The sequence below is a fragment of the Streptomyces inusitatus genome (assembly GCF_014651115.1).
GTDB classification, from domain to species: Bacteria; Actinomycetota; Actinomycetes; order Streptomycetales; family Streptomycetaceae; genus Streptomyces; species Streptomyces amakusaensis.
Genome location: NZ_BMWG01000010.1, coordinates 159,709 through 177,362 on the forward strand (window position 1 = coordinate 159,709; position 17,654 = coordinate 177,362).

The 17,654-nt window shown below is 73.4% G+C and carries 11 protein-coding genes; 9 read left to right on the top strand and 2 right to left on the bottom strand.

Features of this window, described 5'->3' with window-relative positions; genetic code table 11:
• Window position 1 precedes the first annotated feature (1 nt).
• From IE247_RS17780 to IE247_RS17810, 7 genes are read left to right on the top strand one after another with little or no spacing between them, the layout of a single operon-like run.
• Window positions 2-1,027, top strand: coding sequence for an NAD-dependent epimerase/dehydratase family protein (locus IE247_RS17780; protein ID WP_190124127.1), 1,026 nt, complete (start codon window positions 2-4; stop codon window positions 1,025-1,027).
• Window positions 1,015-2,298 carry a DUF4910 domain-containing protein gene (locus tag IE247_RS17785; RefSeq protein ID WP_190124128.1) on the top strand — a complete coding sequence of 428 codons (1,284 nt, stop codon included), beginning with the start codon at window positions 1,015-1,017 and terminating at the stop codon, window positions 2,296-2,298. Before IE247_RS17780 ends, IE247_RS17785 begins: the two co-directional genes overlap by 13 nt.
• Window positions 2,295-3,605, top strand: a complete 1,311-nt coding sequence (locus IE247_RS17790) for an MATE family efflux transporter (RefSeq protein ID WP_190124129.1) — start codon at window positions 2,295-2,297, stop codon at window positions 3,603-3,605. Before IE247_RS17785 ends, IE247_RS17790 begins: the two co-directional genes overlap by 4 nt.
• Complete coding sequence (locus tag IE247_RS17795; RefSeq protein ID WP_190124130.1) at window positions 3,602-4,567, top strand: glycosyltransferase family 2 protein; 966 nt, start codon at window positions 3,602-3,604, stop codon at window positions 4,565-4,567. Before IE247_RS17790 ends, IE247_RS17795 begins: the two co-directional genes overlap by 4 nt.
• Window positions 4,564-5,808, top strand: coding sequence for a polysaccharide pyruvyl transferase family protein (locus tag IE247_RS17800; RefSeq protein ID WP_190124131.1), 1,245 nt, complete (start codon window positions 4,564-4,566; stop codon window positions 5,806-5,808). Before IE247_RS17795 ends, IE247_RS17800 begins: the two co-directional genes overlap by 4 nt.
• The gene (gene rfbC, locus IE247_RS17805) at window positions 5,805-6,356 is read left to right on the top strand and encodes a dTDP-4-dehydrorhamnose 3,5-epimerase (RefSeq protein WP_190124132.1); all 552 of its coding nucleotides are present in this window, start codon (window positions 5,805-5,807) and stop codon (window positions 6,354-6,356) included. Before IE247_RS17800 ends, rfbC begins: the two co-directional genes overlap by 4 nt.
• A gap of 7 nt (window positions 6,357-6,363) precedes the next feature.
• Entirely contained in the window at window positions 6,364-7,689 is a 1,326-nt protein-coding gene (locus tag IE247_RS17810; protein WP_190124133.1) for a glutamate-1-semialdehyde 2,1-aminomutase, read from the top strand.
• 31 nt (window positions 7,690-7,720) lie between these two features.
• Here the strand turns inward: IE247_RS17810 and IE247_RS17815 are convergent, their stop codons facing one another.
• Both IE247_RS17815 and IE247_RS17820 read right to left on the bottom strand, forming a co-directional pair.
• Window positions 7,721-8,338, bottom strand: a complete 618-nt coding sequence (locus tag IE247_RS17815) for a phosphatase PAP2 family protein (protein WP_190124178.1) — start codon at window positions 8,336-8,338, stop codon at window positions 7,721-7,723.
• 143 nt (window positions 8,339-8,481) lie between these two features.
• Complete coding sequence (locus IE247_RS17820) at window positions 8,482-9,117, bottom strand: GNAT family N-acetyltransferase (RefSeq protein WP_190124134.1); 636 nt, start codon at window positions 9,115-9,117, stop codon at window positions 8,482-8,484.
• Between the two features lie 625 nt (window positions 9,118-9,742).
• On the opposite strand from IE247_RS17820, the gene IE247_RS17825 reads away from it, so the two are divergent.
• Both IE247_RS17825 and IE247_RS17830 read left to right on the top strand, forming a co-directional pair.
• Complete coding sequence (locus IE247_RS17825) at window positions 9,743-10,615, top strand: aspartyl/asparaginyl beta-hydroxylase domain-containing protein (protein ID WP_190124135.1); 873 nt, start codon at window positions 9,743-9,745, stop codon at window positions 10,613-10,615.
• A gap of 233 nt (window positions 10,616-10,848) precedes the next feature.
• Window positions 10,849-17,547 carry a non-ribosomal peptide synthetase gene (locus IE247_RS17830; protein ID WP_190124136.1) on the top strand — a complete coding sequence of 2,233 codons (6,699 nt, stop codon included), beginning with the start codon at window positions 10,849-10,851 and terminating at the stop codon, window positions 17,545-17,547.
• The last annotated feature ends 107 nt before the right edge of the window (window positions 17,548-17,654 follow it).

The window sequence follows — 17,654 nt, forward strand, 5'->3', positions numbered from 1 at the left end:
CTTGCGCGTGCTGCTGACCGGACATCAGGGCTATCTGGGCACCGTGATGGCCCCGGTGCTCACGGCCGCCGGACACGAGGTCGTCGGGCTGGACTCCGGCCTGTTCGCCGACTGTGTGCTGGGCCCGCCGCCCGAGGACCCGCCCGGGCACCGGGTGGATCTGCGCGACATCACGGCCGGACACCTGGCCGGGGTCGACGCCGTGATCCATCTGGCGGCGCTCTCCAACGACCCGCTCGGAGCGCTGGCGCCGGACCTCACCTACGACATCAACCACCACGCTTCCGTGCGGCTGGCCCGGCTGGCCCGCGACGCCGGGGTGCGGCGCTTCCTGTACGCGTCGACCTGCTCGGTCTACGGCGCCTCCGGCGGCGACGGGCTGGTGACCGAGGACGCCCCGCTGCGCCCGGTGACCCCGTACGCGGAGTCCAAGGTGCGGGTGGAGGACGATCTGCACGCGCTCGCCGACGGCGACTTCACCCCGGTGTTCCTGCGCAACGCCACCGCCTTCGGCCACTCGCCCCGGCTGCGCGCCGACATCGTGCTGAACAACCTGGTGGGCCACGCGCTGCTGACCGGCGAGGTGCTGGTGCTCTCCGACGGCACCCCCTGGCGGCCGCTGGTGCACGCCGCCGACATAGCGCGGGCCTTCACTGCCGCGCTGACCGCGCCGAGGGAGGCGGTGCACGACCGGGCGTTCAACATCGGCAGCGAGATCAACAACGTCACGGTCGCCGAGATCGCCGAGCAGGTCGCCGAGGCGGTGTCCGGCGCGAAGGTGGTGATCACCGGGGAGAACGGCGCGGACCCCCGGTCGTACCGGGTGGACTTCGCCCGCTTCCGGGCCGCGATCCCCGGCTTCGACTGCGAGTGGACGGTGAAGCGGGGCGCGCTCGAACTCGCCGACGCCTACCGGGAACACGGGCTGACCTCGGAGGACTTCGAGCGGCGCTTCACCCGCCTCGCCGTGCTGCGTGCGGCGTCCGAGTCCGGCGCCGTCGACGAGACCCTGCGGTGGCGCCGGTGACCGGGGTCGGCGAAGAGATGCACGCGCTGGTGGAGCGGCTGTACCCGCTCTGCCGGAGCATCACGGGCGACGGGGTGCGCGCCACCCTGAGAATCGTCGGCGAGTACATTCCGCTCCAGGTGCACGAGGTGCCGACCGGGACGCCGGTGCTCGACTGGACGGTGCCCGAGGAGTGGAACATCCGGGACGCGTACATCGCCGACGCCACCGGGAAGCGGGTCGTCGACTTCGCCGCGTCCAGTCTGCATGTGCTCGGCTACAGCGTGCCGGTGTCGGCGACCATGCCGCTGTCCGAGCTGCGCAGGCATCTGCACACCCTGCCGGAGCACCCTGCCTGGGTGCCGTACCGCACCAGCTACTACCGGCCGGAATGGGGGTTCTGTCTGTCCCAGGAGACCCTGGACGCGCTGCCGGAGGGCGATTACGAGGTGCGCGTCGACTCCACGCTCGCGGACGGCCATCTCACCTACGCCGAGCACGTCGTCCCCGGGCAGGTCTCCGACGAGGTGATCGTCTCCTGCCATGTCTGCCACCCGTCGCTCGCCAACGACAATCTGGCCGGCATCGCGGTGGCGGCGTTCCTGGCCAGGGCGCTGGCGGAGGAAACCCCGTACTACACCTACCGGTTCATCTTCGCGCCCGGCACCATCGGCGCGATCACCTGGCTGGCCCGTAACGCGGAGCGGGTGGAGAAGGTCAAGCACGGGCTGGTGCTGGCCTGCGCCGGGGACCCGGGGCGGCTGACGTACAAGCAGAGCAGACGCGGCGACGCGGAGATCGACCGGGTGATGCGGTATGTGCTGGCCGCCTCCGAACGCCCGCACAGCGTCAATGAGTTCACTCCGTACGGCTATGACGAGCGGCAGTTCTGCTCGCCCGGGTTCGATCTCGGCGTGGGCTCGCTCAGCCGGACCCCGTACGCCGGGTACCCCGAGTACCACACCTCTGCGGACAACCCGGACTTCGTCTCCCCCCGGGCGATGGCGGACACCCTCGCCGTCTGCCGCGAGGCGTTCGGCGTACTCGACCGCAACCGGCGGTATCTGAATCTGAGCCCCTACGGCGAACCGCAGCTGGGACGGCGCGGTCTGTACGACTCGCTCGGCGGCCGCAGCGACGCGAAACAGGCGCAGCTGGCCATGCTCTGGGTGCTCAGCCTCTCCGACGGGGAACACGGTCTGCTGGACGTCGCCGAGCGGTCCGGGCTGCCGTTCGACACCGTCGCCGCCGCGGCCGGGGCCCTGGACACGGCCGGGCTGATCAAGGCATGACACCGATGCCCACCGGGAGGGAGAGGACGAAGGCCCCGGCCGGGCGGACCCGGCCGAGCGCCAAGCGGGCCCTGGCCGGCCGGATGTCCTGGGGACTGGCCGATCAGGCGGTCTGCAGCATGACCAACTTCGCGGTGGGCGTCTATGTGGCCCGCTCGCTGGGGCTGGCCGCGTTCGGCCTGTTCAGCCTGGCCTGGGTGACCTACGGCGTGGTCCTCAGCGTCTCCCGGGGGGTGTCCACCGACCCGCTGATGGTGCGCTTCAGCGGGGTGCCGGTCGCCTCCTGGCGCGCCGCGGCGGCCCGGTCGACGGGCACCGCGCTCGGCGTCGGCGCCGCCGCGGGCGCGGTGTGCCTGGTGGCCGGGGTGAGTCTCGGCGGCGGCGCGGGGCCCGCGTTCGCCGCGCTCGGCGTCGTACTGCCGGGGCTGCTGCTCCAGGACGCCTGGCGGTTCTCGTTCTTCGCCGCGGGCACCGGGCGGAAGGCCTTCGTCAACGACCTTCTGGGGGGCATCGCGCTCATTCCGGCGCTGCTGGTGGCCGCCCGGGTGGGCAGCGTGGTCGCCTTCGTGTTCGCCTGGGGCACGGCCGCGGCGGTCGCGGCGGGGTACGGCTGCCTCCAGTCGGGCATCCGGCCCCGGCCGGCCGGGGCGCGCGCCTGGCTCCGCGACCACCGCGACCTCGGCTACCGGTATCTGGTCGAGAACGTCGGTGTCAGCGGCGCGGCCCAGCTACGGGCCTACGGCCTCGGCCTGATCGTCGGGGTCAGCGCGGTGGGCGTGGTCCGGGGGGCGGAGCTGCTGCTCGGCCCGTTCCTCGCCGTGCTGATGGGGCTGTCGCTGGTCACCGTCGCGGAGGCGGCACGGGTGCTGCGAGCGGCCCCGCACCGGCTGCGGCTGTTCTGTCTCCTGCTCGGCGGCGGGCAGGCCGTCGCCGCGCTGCTCTGGGGCGCGGCGCTGCTGCTGGTGCCCGACCGGTTCGGCGAACTGGTCCTCGGCGGCGTCTGGCACTCGGCCTCGGAGCTGATCGTGCCGGCCACGCTCGGCGTCGCGGGCGCAGGCCTCGGCGTCGGCGCGGCGGCCGGGCTGCGCGCGCTCGCCGCGGCCCGGCGCGGTCTGCGCTGCCAGCTCTTCGCCTCCGCCTGCTACGTCGGCGGCGGACTCGGCGGGGCGGGCGCCGCCGGCACGGTCGGCTCCGCCTGGGGCGGGGCCGCCGCCGCCGTCGCCGGCTCGGCCGGGTGGGGGGGGCAGGGGGGGTCGGGCCCGCGTGAGGACCAACGCGCATCGATCACTGAAGTGAGGACGTCATGACTGTGTCTCGCCGCATTCCCCGGCTGAGCATCGGACTGCCCGTGTACAACGGCGAGGAGTATCTCGCCGAGGCGCTGGACGCCCTGCTCGGCCAGACCTACGAGGATTTCGAGCTGGTCGTCTCCGACAACGCCTCGACCGACGGGACCGAGGACATCTGCCGCCGGTACGCCGCGCGGGACTCACGCGTCCGGTACCTCCGGCTGCCCCGGAACATCGGGGCCGCGCCGAACCACAACCGGGTGTTCGCCGAGTGCCGCGGCGAGCTGTTCAAGTGGGCCTCGCACGACGACCTGTACGCCCGGGATCTGTTGCGGCGCTGTGTTCAGGCGCTGGACGAGCGGCCGGAGGTGATCCTCGCCCACAGCGGCCAGGCGGTCATCGACGGCGAGGGCCGGGTGAAGGTCCCGTACGAGTACGGACTCGCCACCGACTCGCCGTACGCGCCGGAGCGCTTCCGCAGCATGCTGTTCGAGCCCGGCGGCGACGATTTCTACGGGGTGATGCGGGCCGATGTGCTGCGCCGGGTGAAGCCGCACGACAGCTACCACCACGCGGACCGGACGTTCGTCGCCGAAATCGGTCTGCACGGGCCCTTCCACCAGGTGCCGGAGCTGCTGTACTTCCGCCGCGACCACCCCACCCGCGCCGAGCGGGCGAACCCGGGCAAGCGCTCCCGGTGCGTCAATCTCGATCCGCGCCGGGCGGGGCCGCTGCACCCGACGCCCCGGCTGCTCGCCGAGTACGTCTGGGGTTTCGTCTCGGCGATCCGGCGGGCGCCGCTGTCCCCGGCGGACCGGCGCGCGTGCTACCGCCATCTGGCCGCCTGGGCGGCCAGCCGGGCCAGGCCGGGGGCGGGCGAGCGGGTCGAGGACCGCGCCCCGGTGGATCCGCGGCTGCTCACGGTCTCCGTCGACGACCTCGTCGCGGGCCGTGAGAACCGTACGGGGAGGCAGGTGTGACGCCTGTGCGCGTCGGGGTGTTCGGCCTGCTCGGCTCCGGCAACCTCGGCAACGACGGTTCGCTGGAGGCCGTGCTCGGGTATCTGCGCGCCGAGCACCCCGAGGCGGTGGTGGACGCGCTGTGCGGCGGGCCCGAGGTCGTCGCGGCCCGGTACCGGATTCCGGCGACGCGGCTGCACTGGTACCGGGGGGAGTACCGGACCGCGTCGCGTGCGGGCGCGATCGCCGGGAAGGGGCTGGGCAAACTCGTCGACGTCTTCCGCACCGCCGCCTGGGTGCGCGGGCACGAGGTGGTGATCGTGCCGGGCATGGGCGTCCTGGAGGCCACGCTGCCGCTGCGGCCGTGGGGCTTCCCGTACTCGCTGTTCCTGCTCTGCGCGAGCGGCCGGCTGTTCGGCACCCGGGTCGCGCTGGTCGGCGTCGGGGCCGCCGCGATCGGCAGCCGGCCCACCCGGGCCCTGGTGCGCTGGTCGGCACGGCTGGCCGCGTACCGGTCGTACCGGGACGAGCTGTCCCGCGAGGCGATGCGGGCGATGGGGGTGGACACCGCGCGGGACGAGGTCCACCCGGATCTCGCGTTCGCCCTGCCGACCCCCCGGGCAGGCACTCCCCCGGGCTCCCCGGGCCCGTCGGACGCTCCGGACGCGCCGGGCCCGGTCTGCGTCGGCGTCATGGACTTCCACGGCGGCGACGACGACCGCGCCCGGGCCGGGGAGATCCACCGGCGCTATCTCGACGGGACGACCCGCTTCGTCCGCGCGCTGGCCGAGGACGGCAGACCGGTCCGGCTGCTCATCGGCGACGAGGCCGACGCGACGGTGGTCGACGCGATCCTCGGCGCGGTGGACTCACCGCTGGTCACCGCCGCCGAAACGGCCTCGCTGGCCGACCTGATGAAGGAGATGGCGGCGGCCGACGCCGTGGTGGCGACCCGCTACCACAATCTGGTCTGCGCGCTGAAGTCCGGCACGCCGACGCTCGCCCTCAGCTACGCGGCGAAGAGCGACGCCCTCATGGCCCGGATGGGGCTGGACGAGTACCGCCACCCGGCTCGCGAGGTCGACGCCGACCGGCTGCTTGAGCAGTTCCGGGCGCTGGAGAAGAGCGCGGCGGAGCTGCGGCGGACCCTCGTCGAACGGAATCTGATCGCCGCCCGGGAGCTGGAGCGCCAGTTCACCGCCCTGACCGCCGCCGTGTTCCCGGCGAACGCCCGCACCCACACTCCGCGAGAGGCTCCATGAAGGTCACCGAAGTCCCCGAGATCGCCGGCGCGTATCTGTTCGAGCCGACCCCGTACGCCGACGAGCGCGGCTTCTTCTGCCGCACCTTCGACGCCGACGTGGTCCGCTCGGTGGGCCTCGACCCGGACGCCTTCGTCCAGGACAGCGTGTCCCGCTCGGCCCGGGGGGTGCTGCGCGGTCTGCATCTGCGCTCCGGAGCGGGTGAGGCCAAGCTGGTGCGCTGCTCGTACGGGAGGATCTTCGACGTCGTCGTGGACCTGCGCGCCGACTCGCCGACGTACCGGAGCCGGGCCTTCTTCGAACTGTCCGACGAGACGCAGTGGACCGTGTACATCCCGGCGGGGTGCGCGCACGGCTTCCAGGCGCTGACCGAGACCGCCGACACCTCGTACCGGATCGACCGCCCGCACGATCCGGCCGAGGATGTGACGATCGCCTTCGACGACCCGGAGCTGGCCATTCCCTGGCCGCTGGCGGCCGTGTCGATGTCCCGGCGGGACCGGGAGGCGCCGAGCCTCGCCGAGATCCTGAAGCACAAGGAAGGGTGAGGTCCGCGTGGACACCGAAGAGTTCCTCCTGCCCCGGTCGCGGCTGGCGAACGAGCGGCTGCACGCCCTGATCCCGGGGGGCGCGCACACCTACGCCAAGGGCGACGACCAGTACCCCGAGAATCTGGCCCCCGTCATCAGCCGCGGCAGCGGCGCCCATGTGTGGGACATCGACGGCAACCGCTATGTCGAGTACGGCTCCGGCCTGCGGTCGGTCAGCCTCGGCCACACCCATCCGCGCGTGATCGAGGCGGTGCGGCGGGAGTTGGACCGCGGCAGCAACTTCGTCCGGCCGTCCATCGTGGAGGTCGAGGCGGCGGAGCGTTTCCTCGCCACCGTGCCGACCGCCGAGATGGTGAAGTTCGCGAAGAACGGCTCCGACGCCACCACCGCCGCGGTGCGCCTCGCCCGCGCCGCCACCGGACGCCCGCGCGTGGCCGTCTGCGGCGACCATCCCTTCTACTCCGTCGACGACTGGTTCATCGGCACCACGCCGATGTCCGCCGGTATTCCGGCGGCGACCACCGAGCTGACCGTGGCCTTCCCCTACGGGGACCTGGCCGCCACCGAGGAGCTGCTCGCCCGCCACCGGGACGAGATCGCCTGTCTGATCCTCGAACCCGCCACCCACACCGAGCCCCCGCCCGGGTATCTCGCCGGTCTGCGCGAACTGGCCGACCGGCACGGCTGCGTCCTGGTATTCGACGAGATGATCACCGGCTTCCGCTGGTCCGAGGCGGGCGCCCAGGGTCTGTACGGGGTCGTTCCCGACCTCTCCACCTTCGGCAAGGCGCTGGGCAACGGGTTCGCCGTCTCGGCGCTGGCCGGGCGGCGCGATCTCATGGAGCTGGGCGGGCTGCGCCACTCCGGCGACCGGGTGTTCCTGCTGTCCACCACGCACGGCGCGGAGACGCACTCGCTGGCCGCCGCGATGGCCGTGCTCAGCACCTACACCGAGGAGGGCGTCACCGCGCGGCTGCACGCCCTCGGCGAGCGGCTGGCCGCCGGGGTCCGCGAGGCCGCCGCCGCCATGGGCGTCGGCGACCACCTCGTCGTCCGGGGCCGGGCCAGCAATCTGGTCTTCGCCACCCTCGACGAGAACCTGCGGCCCTCGCAGCCGTACCGCACCCTGTTTCTGCGTCAGCTCCTCGCGGGCGGGGTGCTCGCCCCCTCCTTCGTGGTGAGCGACGCGCTCAGTGACGCCGACATCGACCACACCGTGGAGGCGGTGGCCCGGGCCTGCGCGGTGTACCGGAAGGCGCTGGACGCCGCCGACCCCGCCCCCTGGCTGGGCGGGCAGCCGGTGAAGCCCGTCTTCCGCCGCCGGGTGTGATGCGGCGTCAGGTGATGTGACGTCAGTGGCGTCAGCGGCGTTCCGGGCGGCCGGTGTCGGCCGTCCGGTCGACGAGCCACGCGGTCGCCGGTGCCACCGCCAGCGCGGTGCACCAGCCGCCGAGCGCGTCGGTCGGATAGTGCGCGCCCAGAGCGATCTGCGCCCAGCCCATGGCGGCCCCGGCGGCGAGCGCCGCGCCGAGCACGAGCAGGGCGCCGCCCGTCCTGCCGAGGCCGAGCCGGCCGGCCACGAGCAGGGCCACCATGAGCGCGAGCGCGGTGAGGAAGGCGGTGTGCCCGCTCGGGTAGGACAGATGCCCGTCGTGGATGGTGCGTCCCGCCAGGGGCTTGATCAGTTTCGTCGCGCCCACGGACAGGCCCGCTCCGGCGACGACGAGCACCGCCGCGCGCGGCCGCCGGAGCAGCAGACATCCCGTCACCACGGCCGCGACCAGCACCGCCGCTCCGAGGGGCTCCCCCAGGAAGTCCGTGGCCAGCGCGAGCCGCCGCCACCTCGGCCGGTCGCCCCCCGCCGCCGATTGGACCCAGGTGTCCACCGCGCCGGGGCGGCCCTGACCGGCGTACCGGACCCCGAGGACGACGACCGTCAGCGCGGCGAGGGCCCCGGTCAGCCCGAGCCATACGCGCATCGGCGACGGCGGCAGCACCGCGTGCCCCGTGTTCCGCGCTCTGGTCACCGACCGCCTCCCGCCGACCCGACCGGCTCGTCAGCGTACGGGCCGGGCAGCCGGGCCGACGGCGCATCGGGGAAATGCCCGGCGGACGCCGGGGTTCAGGCCTCCATGCGCGGGAGGGGGTGGCCCTGGCGCGCCTTGGCGTAGAGCGCGATCCTGCGGTGGCGGACCTGGACCTCGCCGAGGCAGGCGGCGTCGTTGTTCTCGATCATCCTGCGGGAGGCCGCGTTCGCCGCGTCGGGCTCGTAGACCACGGCGTTGCAGTAGGGGTCCCGGAGGAAGAACTCGTCGGTGACCTCTCCGATGATCCGGCTGCCGAGGCCGCGCCCGGTGTCGGTGAGGTCGGCGATCGCGAGGTGCATGCTCAGGTCGTGCGCCGAGGCGCGGTAGTGGTGCCCCACGACGTCCTGGGCCATCCGGTAGAACTCCATGTAGGCGATGGGCCGCCCGTCCTGCTCCACGATGATCGGCCGGGAGTAGCCGGTGGCGAGCTGTGCGTCGATGTGGGCCTGCCAGCGCTCCAGGGGCCAGTCGTACTCCCATCCCTTCGCGGTGTGGGGCCGGTTCATCCACTCCCAGATCATCGGTACGTCGGGGCCGTCCGCCCGAACCGGCCGGTAGAACAGATCGCCCCGGGTGAAGCCGGTGGGCGGGGCGGGCACCTCCAGCCAGGAGGCGGGCAGCCCGTCCGTGACGTAGCGGGGCAGGACCGGATAGGTCTCGGTCGGATTCAACGTGATACTCCACGGTCGGTACGGCTGTGTCGGGTGGGGTTCGGGCATGGGCCGACCCGGGGCGCGGCCGCGTCCGGGTGGGGTGGGGACGCGAGGCGCGGCCCATGGCGCGGGCGGCGGTACGCCGAGCGCGGGGCGGGCCCCGGCGAGGGGCTCCGTCGGCTTCGCTCCCGGGATTGTTCCAGGCGGGCGGGCGGGACGACAACGAGATCACCGTCACTCCGCCGTGGGCGACCTTATGTCAGGGCGTCACACTCCAGGGCCAGTTGCGAGTGGCCCCCGTCACACCCCCGGGTTGCGCCGGGTGTGATGTACGTGTCATATTGAAGATCAACTTAGGTAAGCCTTGCCATACATTCAAGTCACGCATAACGTTCAAGCCACATCGACCCGCCCAACGTGGGTCGATGCCGGACCGGTAGGCCCCACGCGGCACACCCCCAACACCACAACGCATCGCGGTCTCCGCCGCGCCGCCCTTCCTGGGGCGGCACCGCGGGAACCGCACGGAAAGACCCCTGGGGGACGTCGCGGAGCGAGGCATGTCCGCGGTACTTGACCTGTGCGGGCCCGACGGTGACCACCCACCGGACCCGCAAGACGATTTCGAAAGGTGATGTCGGTCTTGAGATCACACATCCTGGGACGCATCGACCTGGACGAGACGCTCCTGTCCAGGGATCTCGAATACCTCGCCTCGCTGCCCCGCGGCGAAGAGGGCTACGACGAGTTCAGCAACGGGTACTGGAAAAACCTGCCCCTGTGGAACAGCACCGGTGACGCCGGAGACGACCTCTACCGCGACACCGACCTGGCGGCCCAGCTCACCGAGCACGGCAAACACTGCTCCTACCTGCGTGAACTGGTGGAGAGCACCTTCAACACCGATCACATCAAGATGGTGCGCACCCGCAATCTCGTGGACGCGGTCGTCATCCCCCACCGGGACTTCGTGGAGCTCGACCGGGACGCGGACCAGTACTTCCGGGTACTGATCTTCCTGGAGGAGAACCCCGCCGCCCTGCACTCCAACGACGACACGGTCATCAACATGCGGCCCGGCGAGATCTGGTTCCTGGACGCGGGCTCGGTCCACGCGGCCGCCAACTTCTCCCCGAACAGCCGCCAGATGCTCTGTGTGGACTTCGCCTTCGACGGCGCGTACGAGGAGAAGGACATCTTCCGCGACGCCTCCCGCTACCAGCCCTCCACCGACGCCCGGATCATCGAGCGCCCCGCCCTTCCGGCGGACCGGCTGGACGCCATCAAGGGCCTGGGGCAGGTCGTCGACCGCTCGAACTTCAAGGAATTCCTCTTCCTCCTCTCCAAAGTGCACTTCAGCTACGACGTGCCCGCGGAGGAGACCTACGGCTGGCTGGCCGACATCGCGGCCTCCTCGGGCGATGAACTCCTCGTCGAGAAGGCCGGCGAACTGCGCGAGTACGCCATCGGCGCCCGCGCGCTGAGCGAGCGCTTCACCGTCAACTCCTGGGGGTGAGCCCAGGCCGTGAGCAGAGGCCGTTCCGGCGCCGGACCCGCGCGTGACAGCGCGGCCGGCGCCGGACGGCGGACGGCGGCGATCAGGGCGAGAACGGGAGCGGGCGGGCTCTCGCAGCGGGCCGGTGCGGTGGGGCGCACCGGGCGCCGCGCCACGAGGAACCGCCCGGAGCAGGACCGATGACGAACGATGACGACCGGCCACCGCGGCCGGTCACTGACAGGGGAGGGCACGTGGGTACGCGCAACACGGCCAGGGACAGGGACGATCACGAACGGCGGCTCGCGGCGCTGCGCAAACGCATCGCCGCAAGCGGACTGGCCGACCGGGCCGGCGAGGGAGCGACCCCACAGGGAACCCCCGCCCAGGACGCGCCGGCCGAGCCCGGCGCGCCGACCGGCACCAGCACGGCCCAGCAGCGTCTGTGGCTCCAGCACGCGAGCGACCCCACGGGGGCGGCCCTCAACGTCGGCGCGGCACTGCGCCTCGACGGCCCGCTCGACCTCCCGGCCCTCGCCGCCGCCCTGCGTACGGTCGTCGCCCACCACGAGATCCTGCGCACCCGCTACGCGCTCACCGACTCCGGTGAGCTGCACGCGATCCCCGATCTGCCCGACACCGTGGCGCTGACCGAGGCCGACGCACGCGGCGCGGACGTCGACGCCCTGGTGCTGGAGGGCCTGCGCACCCCCTTCGACCTGGAGAGCGGCCATCCGCTGCGGGTCACCGTGTACGCCGAGGGGCCCGACCGGCACGTCCTGCTGCTGGTGGTGCACCACATCGCCTGGGACGACGCCTGCTGGGAGGTCTTCTTCGAGGACCTGGCCGCCGCCTATCAGGGGGCCCGGCCCGCGCCGGCGACCTCGTACCCGAAGGCCTCCCGGGCCGTGGAGCGCGAGATCCGCGACACACTGCCCTCCCTGCGACGGCACTGGGCGAAGACCCTGACCACCCGTGCCTCGGGCGCGGCGGGGCTCGACCGGCGCACCGCGGCCGATCAGCAGACCGCCGAGGCGAAGGCGGTCGAGGTCCGGCTGGACGCGGCGCGCTCCGCCGAGCTGGACGCGCTCGCCCGTACCGCCGGGACCACTCCCTTCACCGTCCTTCTCACCTCCTTCGCCGCCGCGCTGCGCCGGCACACGGGCAGTGAGCGGTCCCTGATCAGCACCCCGGTGCTGCGGCGGGACAGCGGACACACCGCTCGTACCATCGGCTACTTCGGCAATGTGCTCCTCCTGGTCCTCGACACCGATCCGCGCCGCACCTTCCGCGACGCGCTCGGCTCGGTGGGCCGGGTCGTGGTGGAGGCGCTGGACCACCAGGATCTGGAGTACGACGAGGCGATCCGGCTGCTCGGGGCCTCGGGCCGGGTGCAGCCGGTCGAGGTCAGCTTCGGCATCGAGAGCGCCGGGCCGCGGCTGCGCCTCCCGGGGGTCGGGTCGGCGTCCCTCGACGCCCGTACCGGGATCGCGCAGGCCCCCCTCTCGGTGATGGCCCGTCAGGAGTCCGACGGCTGCTGGGTGATCCGCTTCGAGCACATCCCCGAGGCGGTCGGCGAGCAGACCGCCCTCTCCCTGGTCGAGTCGACCCGGCGCACCCTGCTCGCCGGGCTGAGCGACCCCGATGTGCCCCTCGGCGACCAGAGCCTGGTCACCGCGGAGGAGCGCCGGACGATCCTCGCCCACGGCACGGCCGCGCCGCTCGACAGCCCGACACCCGGTGTGGTGGAGCGGTTCGAGAGCCGTGCGGCGCTGCACCCGGACGCGGTCGCGCTGCGCGGCGCCGAGGGCACCATGACGTACGGCGAGGTCAACGACCGGGCGAACGCGGTGGCCCGGTGGATCGCCGCACAGGGCATCGGCCCCGAGGACGTGGTGGCCTCCGCGCTGGAGCGCTCCTTCGCCGCGGCGACCGTCGCCCTCGGTGTGCTGAAGTCCGGCGCGGTCCTCCTCCCGCTGGACGTCGCCCACCCCGAGGAGCGGCTGACCCGGCTGCTGGCCGACGCCGGTCCGCGCCTTCTCCTCACCTCCCCGGTGACCGACGCCTCGGTGCCGTCCACCACCGTGCCCCGTACGGTGGTGACCTCGCCCGCCTTTGACGCGCAGGTCTCCGCGCTCGCCGGGGCGGGCGACCTCACCGACCGGGACCGGGTGCGCCCGCTGCGGCCGGAGAATCTCGCGTACATCATCTACACCTCGGGCTCCACCGGCCGTCCCAAGGGCGTCGGCACCAGCCACGCGGCCCTCGGGGACCATCTGGAGTGGCTGCTCTCCCACTTCGCCGCCACCCATGACGAGCTGCGGGACGTGCGCTGGCTCCAGCTCGCCTCGCCCGCCTTCGACGTCTCCGTCGGCGAACTCTTCGGACCGCTGGCCGCCGGTGGCGAGGTCCTCGTGGCCAGTCCCGACGTCGAGCGGGACCTCGACGCCCTCTTCGCCGAACTCGCCGAGCTGGACGCCACCGTCGTCCACGCCGTCCCCAGCTTCCTGCACTATCTGGCCACCGCCGCGCCGGAGGCACGGCTGCCCTCGCTGCGCTGGCTGCCCGTCGGCGGCGAGGCCCTCCCCGGGGACCTCGCGGACCGGGTGCGGACGCGCTTCGGTGCGAACGGGCGGCTCGGCCTGGGCAACTTCTACGGGCCCACCGAGACCACCCAGTCCGTCACCGGCTACGCCGTCAACGCCCCCCAGGGACACCGGACCGTCCCCATCGGCACCCCGAAGTGGGGCAATACGGCACTCGTCCTCGACGCCGATCTGCGGATCGCCCCGCTCGGCGAGGTGGGCGAGCTGTACATCGAGGGCAGTTCGCTGGCGCGCGGCTATCTCGGCCGCGCCGCCCTGACCGCCGAGCGCTTCGTGCCCAGCCCGCTGACCCCGGGGGCCCGGCTCTACCGCACGGGCGACCTGGCGCGCTTCACCGACAGTGGCGAGCTGGAGTTCATCGGCCGCGCCGACGACCAGGTCAAGATCCGCGGCTTCCGGGTCGAGCCCGGCGAGATCGAGGTCGCGCTCCGCGCCGACCCCCTGGTCGGACAGGCCGTGGTCGTGGTCCGCGAGGACGGGGGCACGGGCCGCCGTCTGGTCGCCTATCTCACCCCCGCGGACGGCACGGAGCCGGACGCCGGAGGAATCGCCGAGGGAGTGAAGGCGCGCCTGGCCGCCGAGCTGCCCGCGCACATGGTGCCCAGCGCCTTCGTCGTCCTCGACGCCCTGCCGCTGACCCCGGCGGGCAAGACCGACCGCCGGGCGCTGCCCGACGCCCCCGCCGACGAGTCCACCGCCTTCCGGCCGGTGGCGGACGGCGCGGAGCGGCGGATCGCCCAGCTCTTCGCCGAACTCCTCACCCATGGCGCGGACACCCCCGGGCAGAGCGCCGCGAGCCCGGTCACCGAGATCGACGGCGCGCCGTCGGTCGGCGGCAGACGCATCGGCGCGGACACCTCCTTCTTCGAACTCGGCGGCCACTCCCTGCTGCTGACGCGGCTCATCTCCCGCGTCCGCCGCGACCTCGGGGTGCGCATCGGCGTCCGGGACGCCTTCACCCGCGCCACCCCGGCCGCGCTGGCCCGGCTGGTCACGACGAGCGCGCCCGCCCCGGCCCACCAGGCTCCGGTGTACGGTCCCCGGCCGGCCGAGCCGCCGCTCTCCCCCGCCCAGCAGCGCGTCTGGTTCGTCGACCGGATCGAGGAGGACGGCACCACCTACAACGTCCCCATCGCGCTGCGGATCGACGGGCCGCTCGACCCGGCGCTGCTCCGGCGCGCGCTGGAGGAGGTCCTGCGCCGCCACGAGTCCCTGCGGACGGTCTTCCCCGACCGGGACGGCGTCAGCCATCAGCGGGTCCTGGCCGACCACGGGGTGGAACTGCCCCTGACCGAGCTCACCGAGGACGAGGTGTCCGGCGCGCTCGCCGAGGCCGCCGAGCACCCCTTCGACCTCGCCGCCGAACGCCCCTTCCGCGCCGCCCTGCTGCGCGTCGGCCCCGAGCGGCACGTCCTGTCGCTGCTGGTCCACCACATCGTCTGCGACGAGGTGTCGGCCGGAGTGATCGTCGCGGACGTGACCCGGGCGTACGAGGCGCTCCGGGGCGGCGCGGGCGCGGACGGGCTGCCCGTGCTGCCGCCGCTGCCCTTCGGGTACGCCGACTACGCGGTCCGGCAGGGCGAACTGCTCGCGGGCACCGCCCCGGACACGGCCGGCCACCGGGACCCGGAGGAGCTCCGCGCGTTCTGGCGCACCGCTCTCGCCGATCTGCCGCAGGACACCTCCGTCCTGCTCGGCAGGGCCCGCCCGGCGCAGGCGGACAGCGCCGGAGGGATCGTTCCCCTCGCGTTCGACGCACGGGTGCGCACCGCCGTCGAGCGGCTGGCGGAACGCACCGGGGCGACGCCCTTCATCGTGTTGCAGAGCGCCGTCGCCGTACTGCTGGGCCTGCGGGGAGCGGGCGAGGACATCCCCCTCGGCACTCCGGTCGCCAACCGGCCCGACGAGGCGCTGGACGAGGTGGTGGGCCTGTTCGTCAACCTTCTCGTGGTACGCAACGACCTGTCGGGCGACCCCACCCTGGAGGAGGTCGTCACCCGCGCCAAGGAGCGCGCGGTGGACGCCTACGAGCACGCCGAACTCCCCTTCGAGCAGGTCGTGGACGCCGTCGGCGTCGAACGCTCGCTGAGCGTCAGCCCGCTCTTCCAGGTGCTGGTCCAGCTGCGCGACGAGGAGTCGGTCCAGCGGCGCACCGAGGGCCTTCAGTGGCGGCTGGTCCCGCAGTACACCGCGACCGCCAAGTACGACCTGTCGGTCAACTTCGAGCCCGACTCGGCCACCGGCGGCTGGAACGGCGAGATGATCTACCGCCGCGACCTCTACGACGAGGACGCGGTGACCCGGCTCGCCGACAGTCTCGGCCTGGTGCTGACCGCCCTCGCCGAGCACCCGGGCCGGCGGCTGCACGAACTCGACCTGGTCCCCGCGGAAGAGCGCCGGCTCGTGCTCGACGAGTGGAGCCGCGGCCCGCGGGCCGCGGCCGACCGGGCCGAGACCCTCCCGGAGCTGATCGAGCGCAGCCGGAGCATGCTCCGCGAACCGGGGGCCGCCGTGCGGACCGCGGTGGACTGCGCGGGCGAGACCATCGACTACGGACGGCTCCACGAGCGCAGCGACCGGCTCGCCCGGCTGCTGATCGAACGCGGCGCGGGCCCGGAGCGGTTCGTGGCCATCGCCGTGCCCCGGTCGGTGGACATGGTGGTGGCGCTGCTCGCGGTGGTGAAGACCGGGGCCGCCTATCTCCCGCTCGACATGCGGCTGCCCGCCGAGCGGCTCGCCTTCATGATCGAGGACGCGGCGCCGGTCGCCGTGGTGACCCGCTCGGACGCCCCGGTCGAGCTGCCCGACTCGGCCGCCTCGCCCCGGGTGACGCTCGACGCCCCGGACGTGGTCGCGGCGCTCGCCGCGCAGCCCGCCGAGCGGCTGCCCGCCGAGGTCTCCCGCCGCGCGCGCGGCGAGAACATCGCGTACTTCCTCTACACCTCGGGCTCCACCGGGGTCCCCAAGGGCGTCATCGGCACCCACCGGGCCTACGCGGCCCGGCTCACCTGGCAGCCCGCGCGCTATCCGATCGCCTCGCCCGATGTGCGGCTGTGCCAGGGCTGGCTCAGCTTCCACGACGGCGGGTGCGAGATCCTCGCGGGTCTGATCGCGGGGGCCGAGCTGCTGCTCGCGGACGAGCAGGAGGCCCGTGACGTGGGCAGTCTGGTCCGGCTGATCGAGGGCAACCCGATCGGCCAGGTCACCGCCGTGCCCACGGCGATCAACGCCCTGCTCACCGAGTCGCCGGAGGCGGTGCGTTCGGTGCCGCGCTGGGTGACCAGCGGTGAGCCGATGACCGAGGCGCTGCTGGAGCGGCTGCGCGCCGCCGCGCCCGACAGCGAGATCATCAACAACTACGGCGCCACCGAGCTGAGCGGCGGAGTGGTGCGCGGCCGGCTGCACGAGGAGGGCCTGCATCTGGGCACCCCCGTCGACGGCTCCCGGGTGCTGGTGCTCGACGCCCGGCTCAATCTCTGTCCCGTGGGCGTGCCCGGCGAGGTGTACGCGGCGGGCCACCAGGTGGCCCGGGGCTACTGGCGGCGGCCCGCGCTGACCGCCACGCGCTTCCTGCCCAACCCGTACGCCTCCCGTCCCGGGGAGCTGCTCTACCGCACGGGCGACCGGGCGATGTGGAGCGCGGACGGACGGCTGGTGTTCGGCGGGCGCACCGACCACCAGGTGAAACTGCGGGGCATCCGGGTCGAACTCGGCGAGATCGAGACGGCGCTGCGCTCCTCGCCCGAGGTTGCCGCGGCGGCGGCCCGCACCCATGAGGTGCACGGCTCGACCACGCTGGCCGGATACATCACGCTCGCCGATCCGACGGCCGACCCGGACGCCGTGGTCGCCTCGGTGCGGCGGCGGCTGGCCGGGGAACTGCCCTCGTATCTGCACCCGTCGGTGATCACGGTGCTGGACGCGATGCCGTTGACCGGTTCGGGGAAGCTGAACCGGCCGGCGCTGCCGGAGCCCGAGGTGCGCACCGACGGTGCGCACGAGCCGCCGCGCGGCGAGACCGAGGAGACGGTGGCCGCCCTCTTCGAGGACGTTCTCGACGCCAAGGAGGTCGGGCGCACCGACGGCTTCTTCGCCCTGGGCGGCGACAGCATCATCTCGGTGCAGCTCGCCAGCCGGGCCAGGTCCCGGGGGCTGCCGCTGACCGCGCAGATGGTGTTCGAGCACCCGACCGTGGCCGAGCTGGCCGCGGCCTGCGACCGGGCGGCGGCCGCCGACGCGGCCCGCGCCGACGTACGGCCGGCCGATGCGCCGGTGTCGGCGACCGAGGCCTCGGGGCTCGACACCGAGACCCTTCAGGCCCTGCTGGGCAGTTGGGGGCGTGGCTGAGATGCGCTCCCCGATCGGGCCGGGCACCCGGCCCGGCCCCTCGGCACGGGCCGCCGCGCCCGTGTCCCTTCCCACCCGAACCCCTTCTGACAGAAGCCTGGAGCACT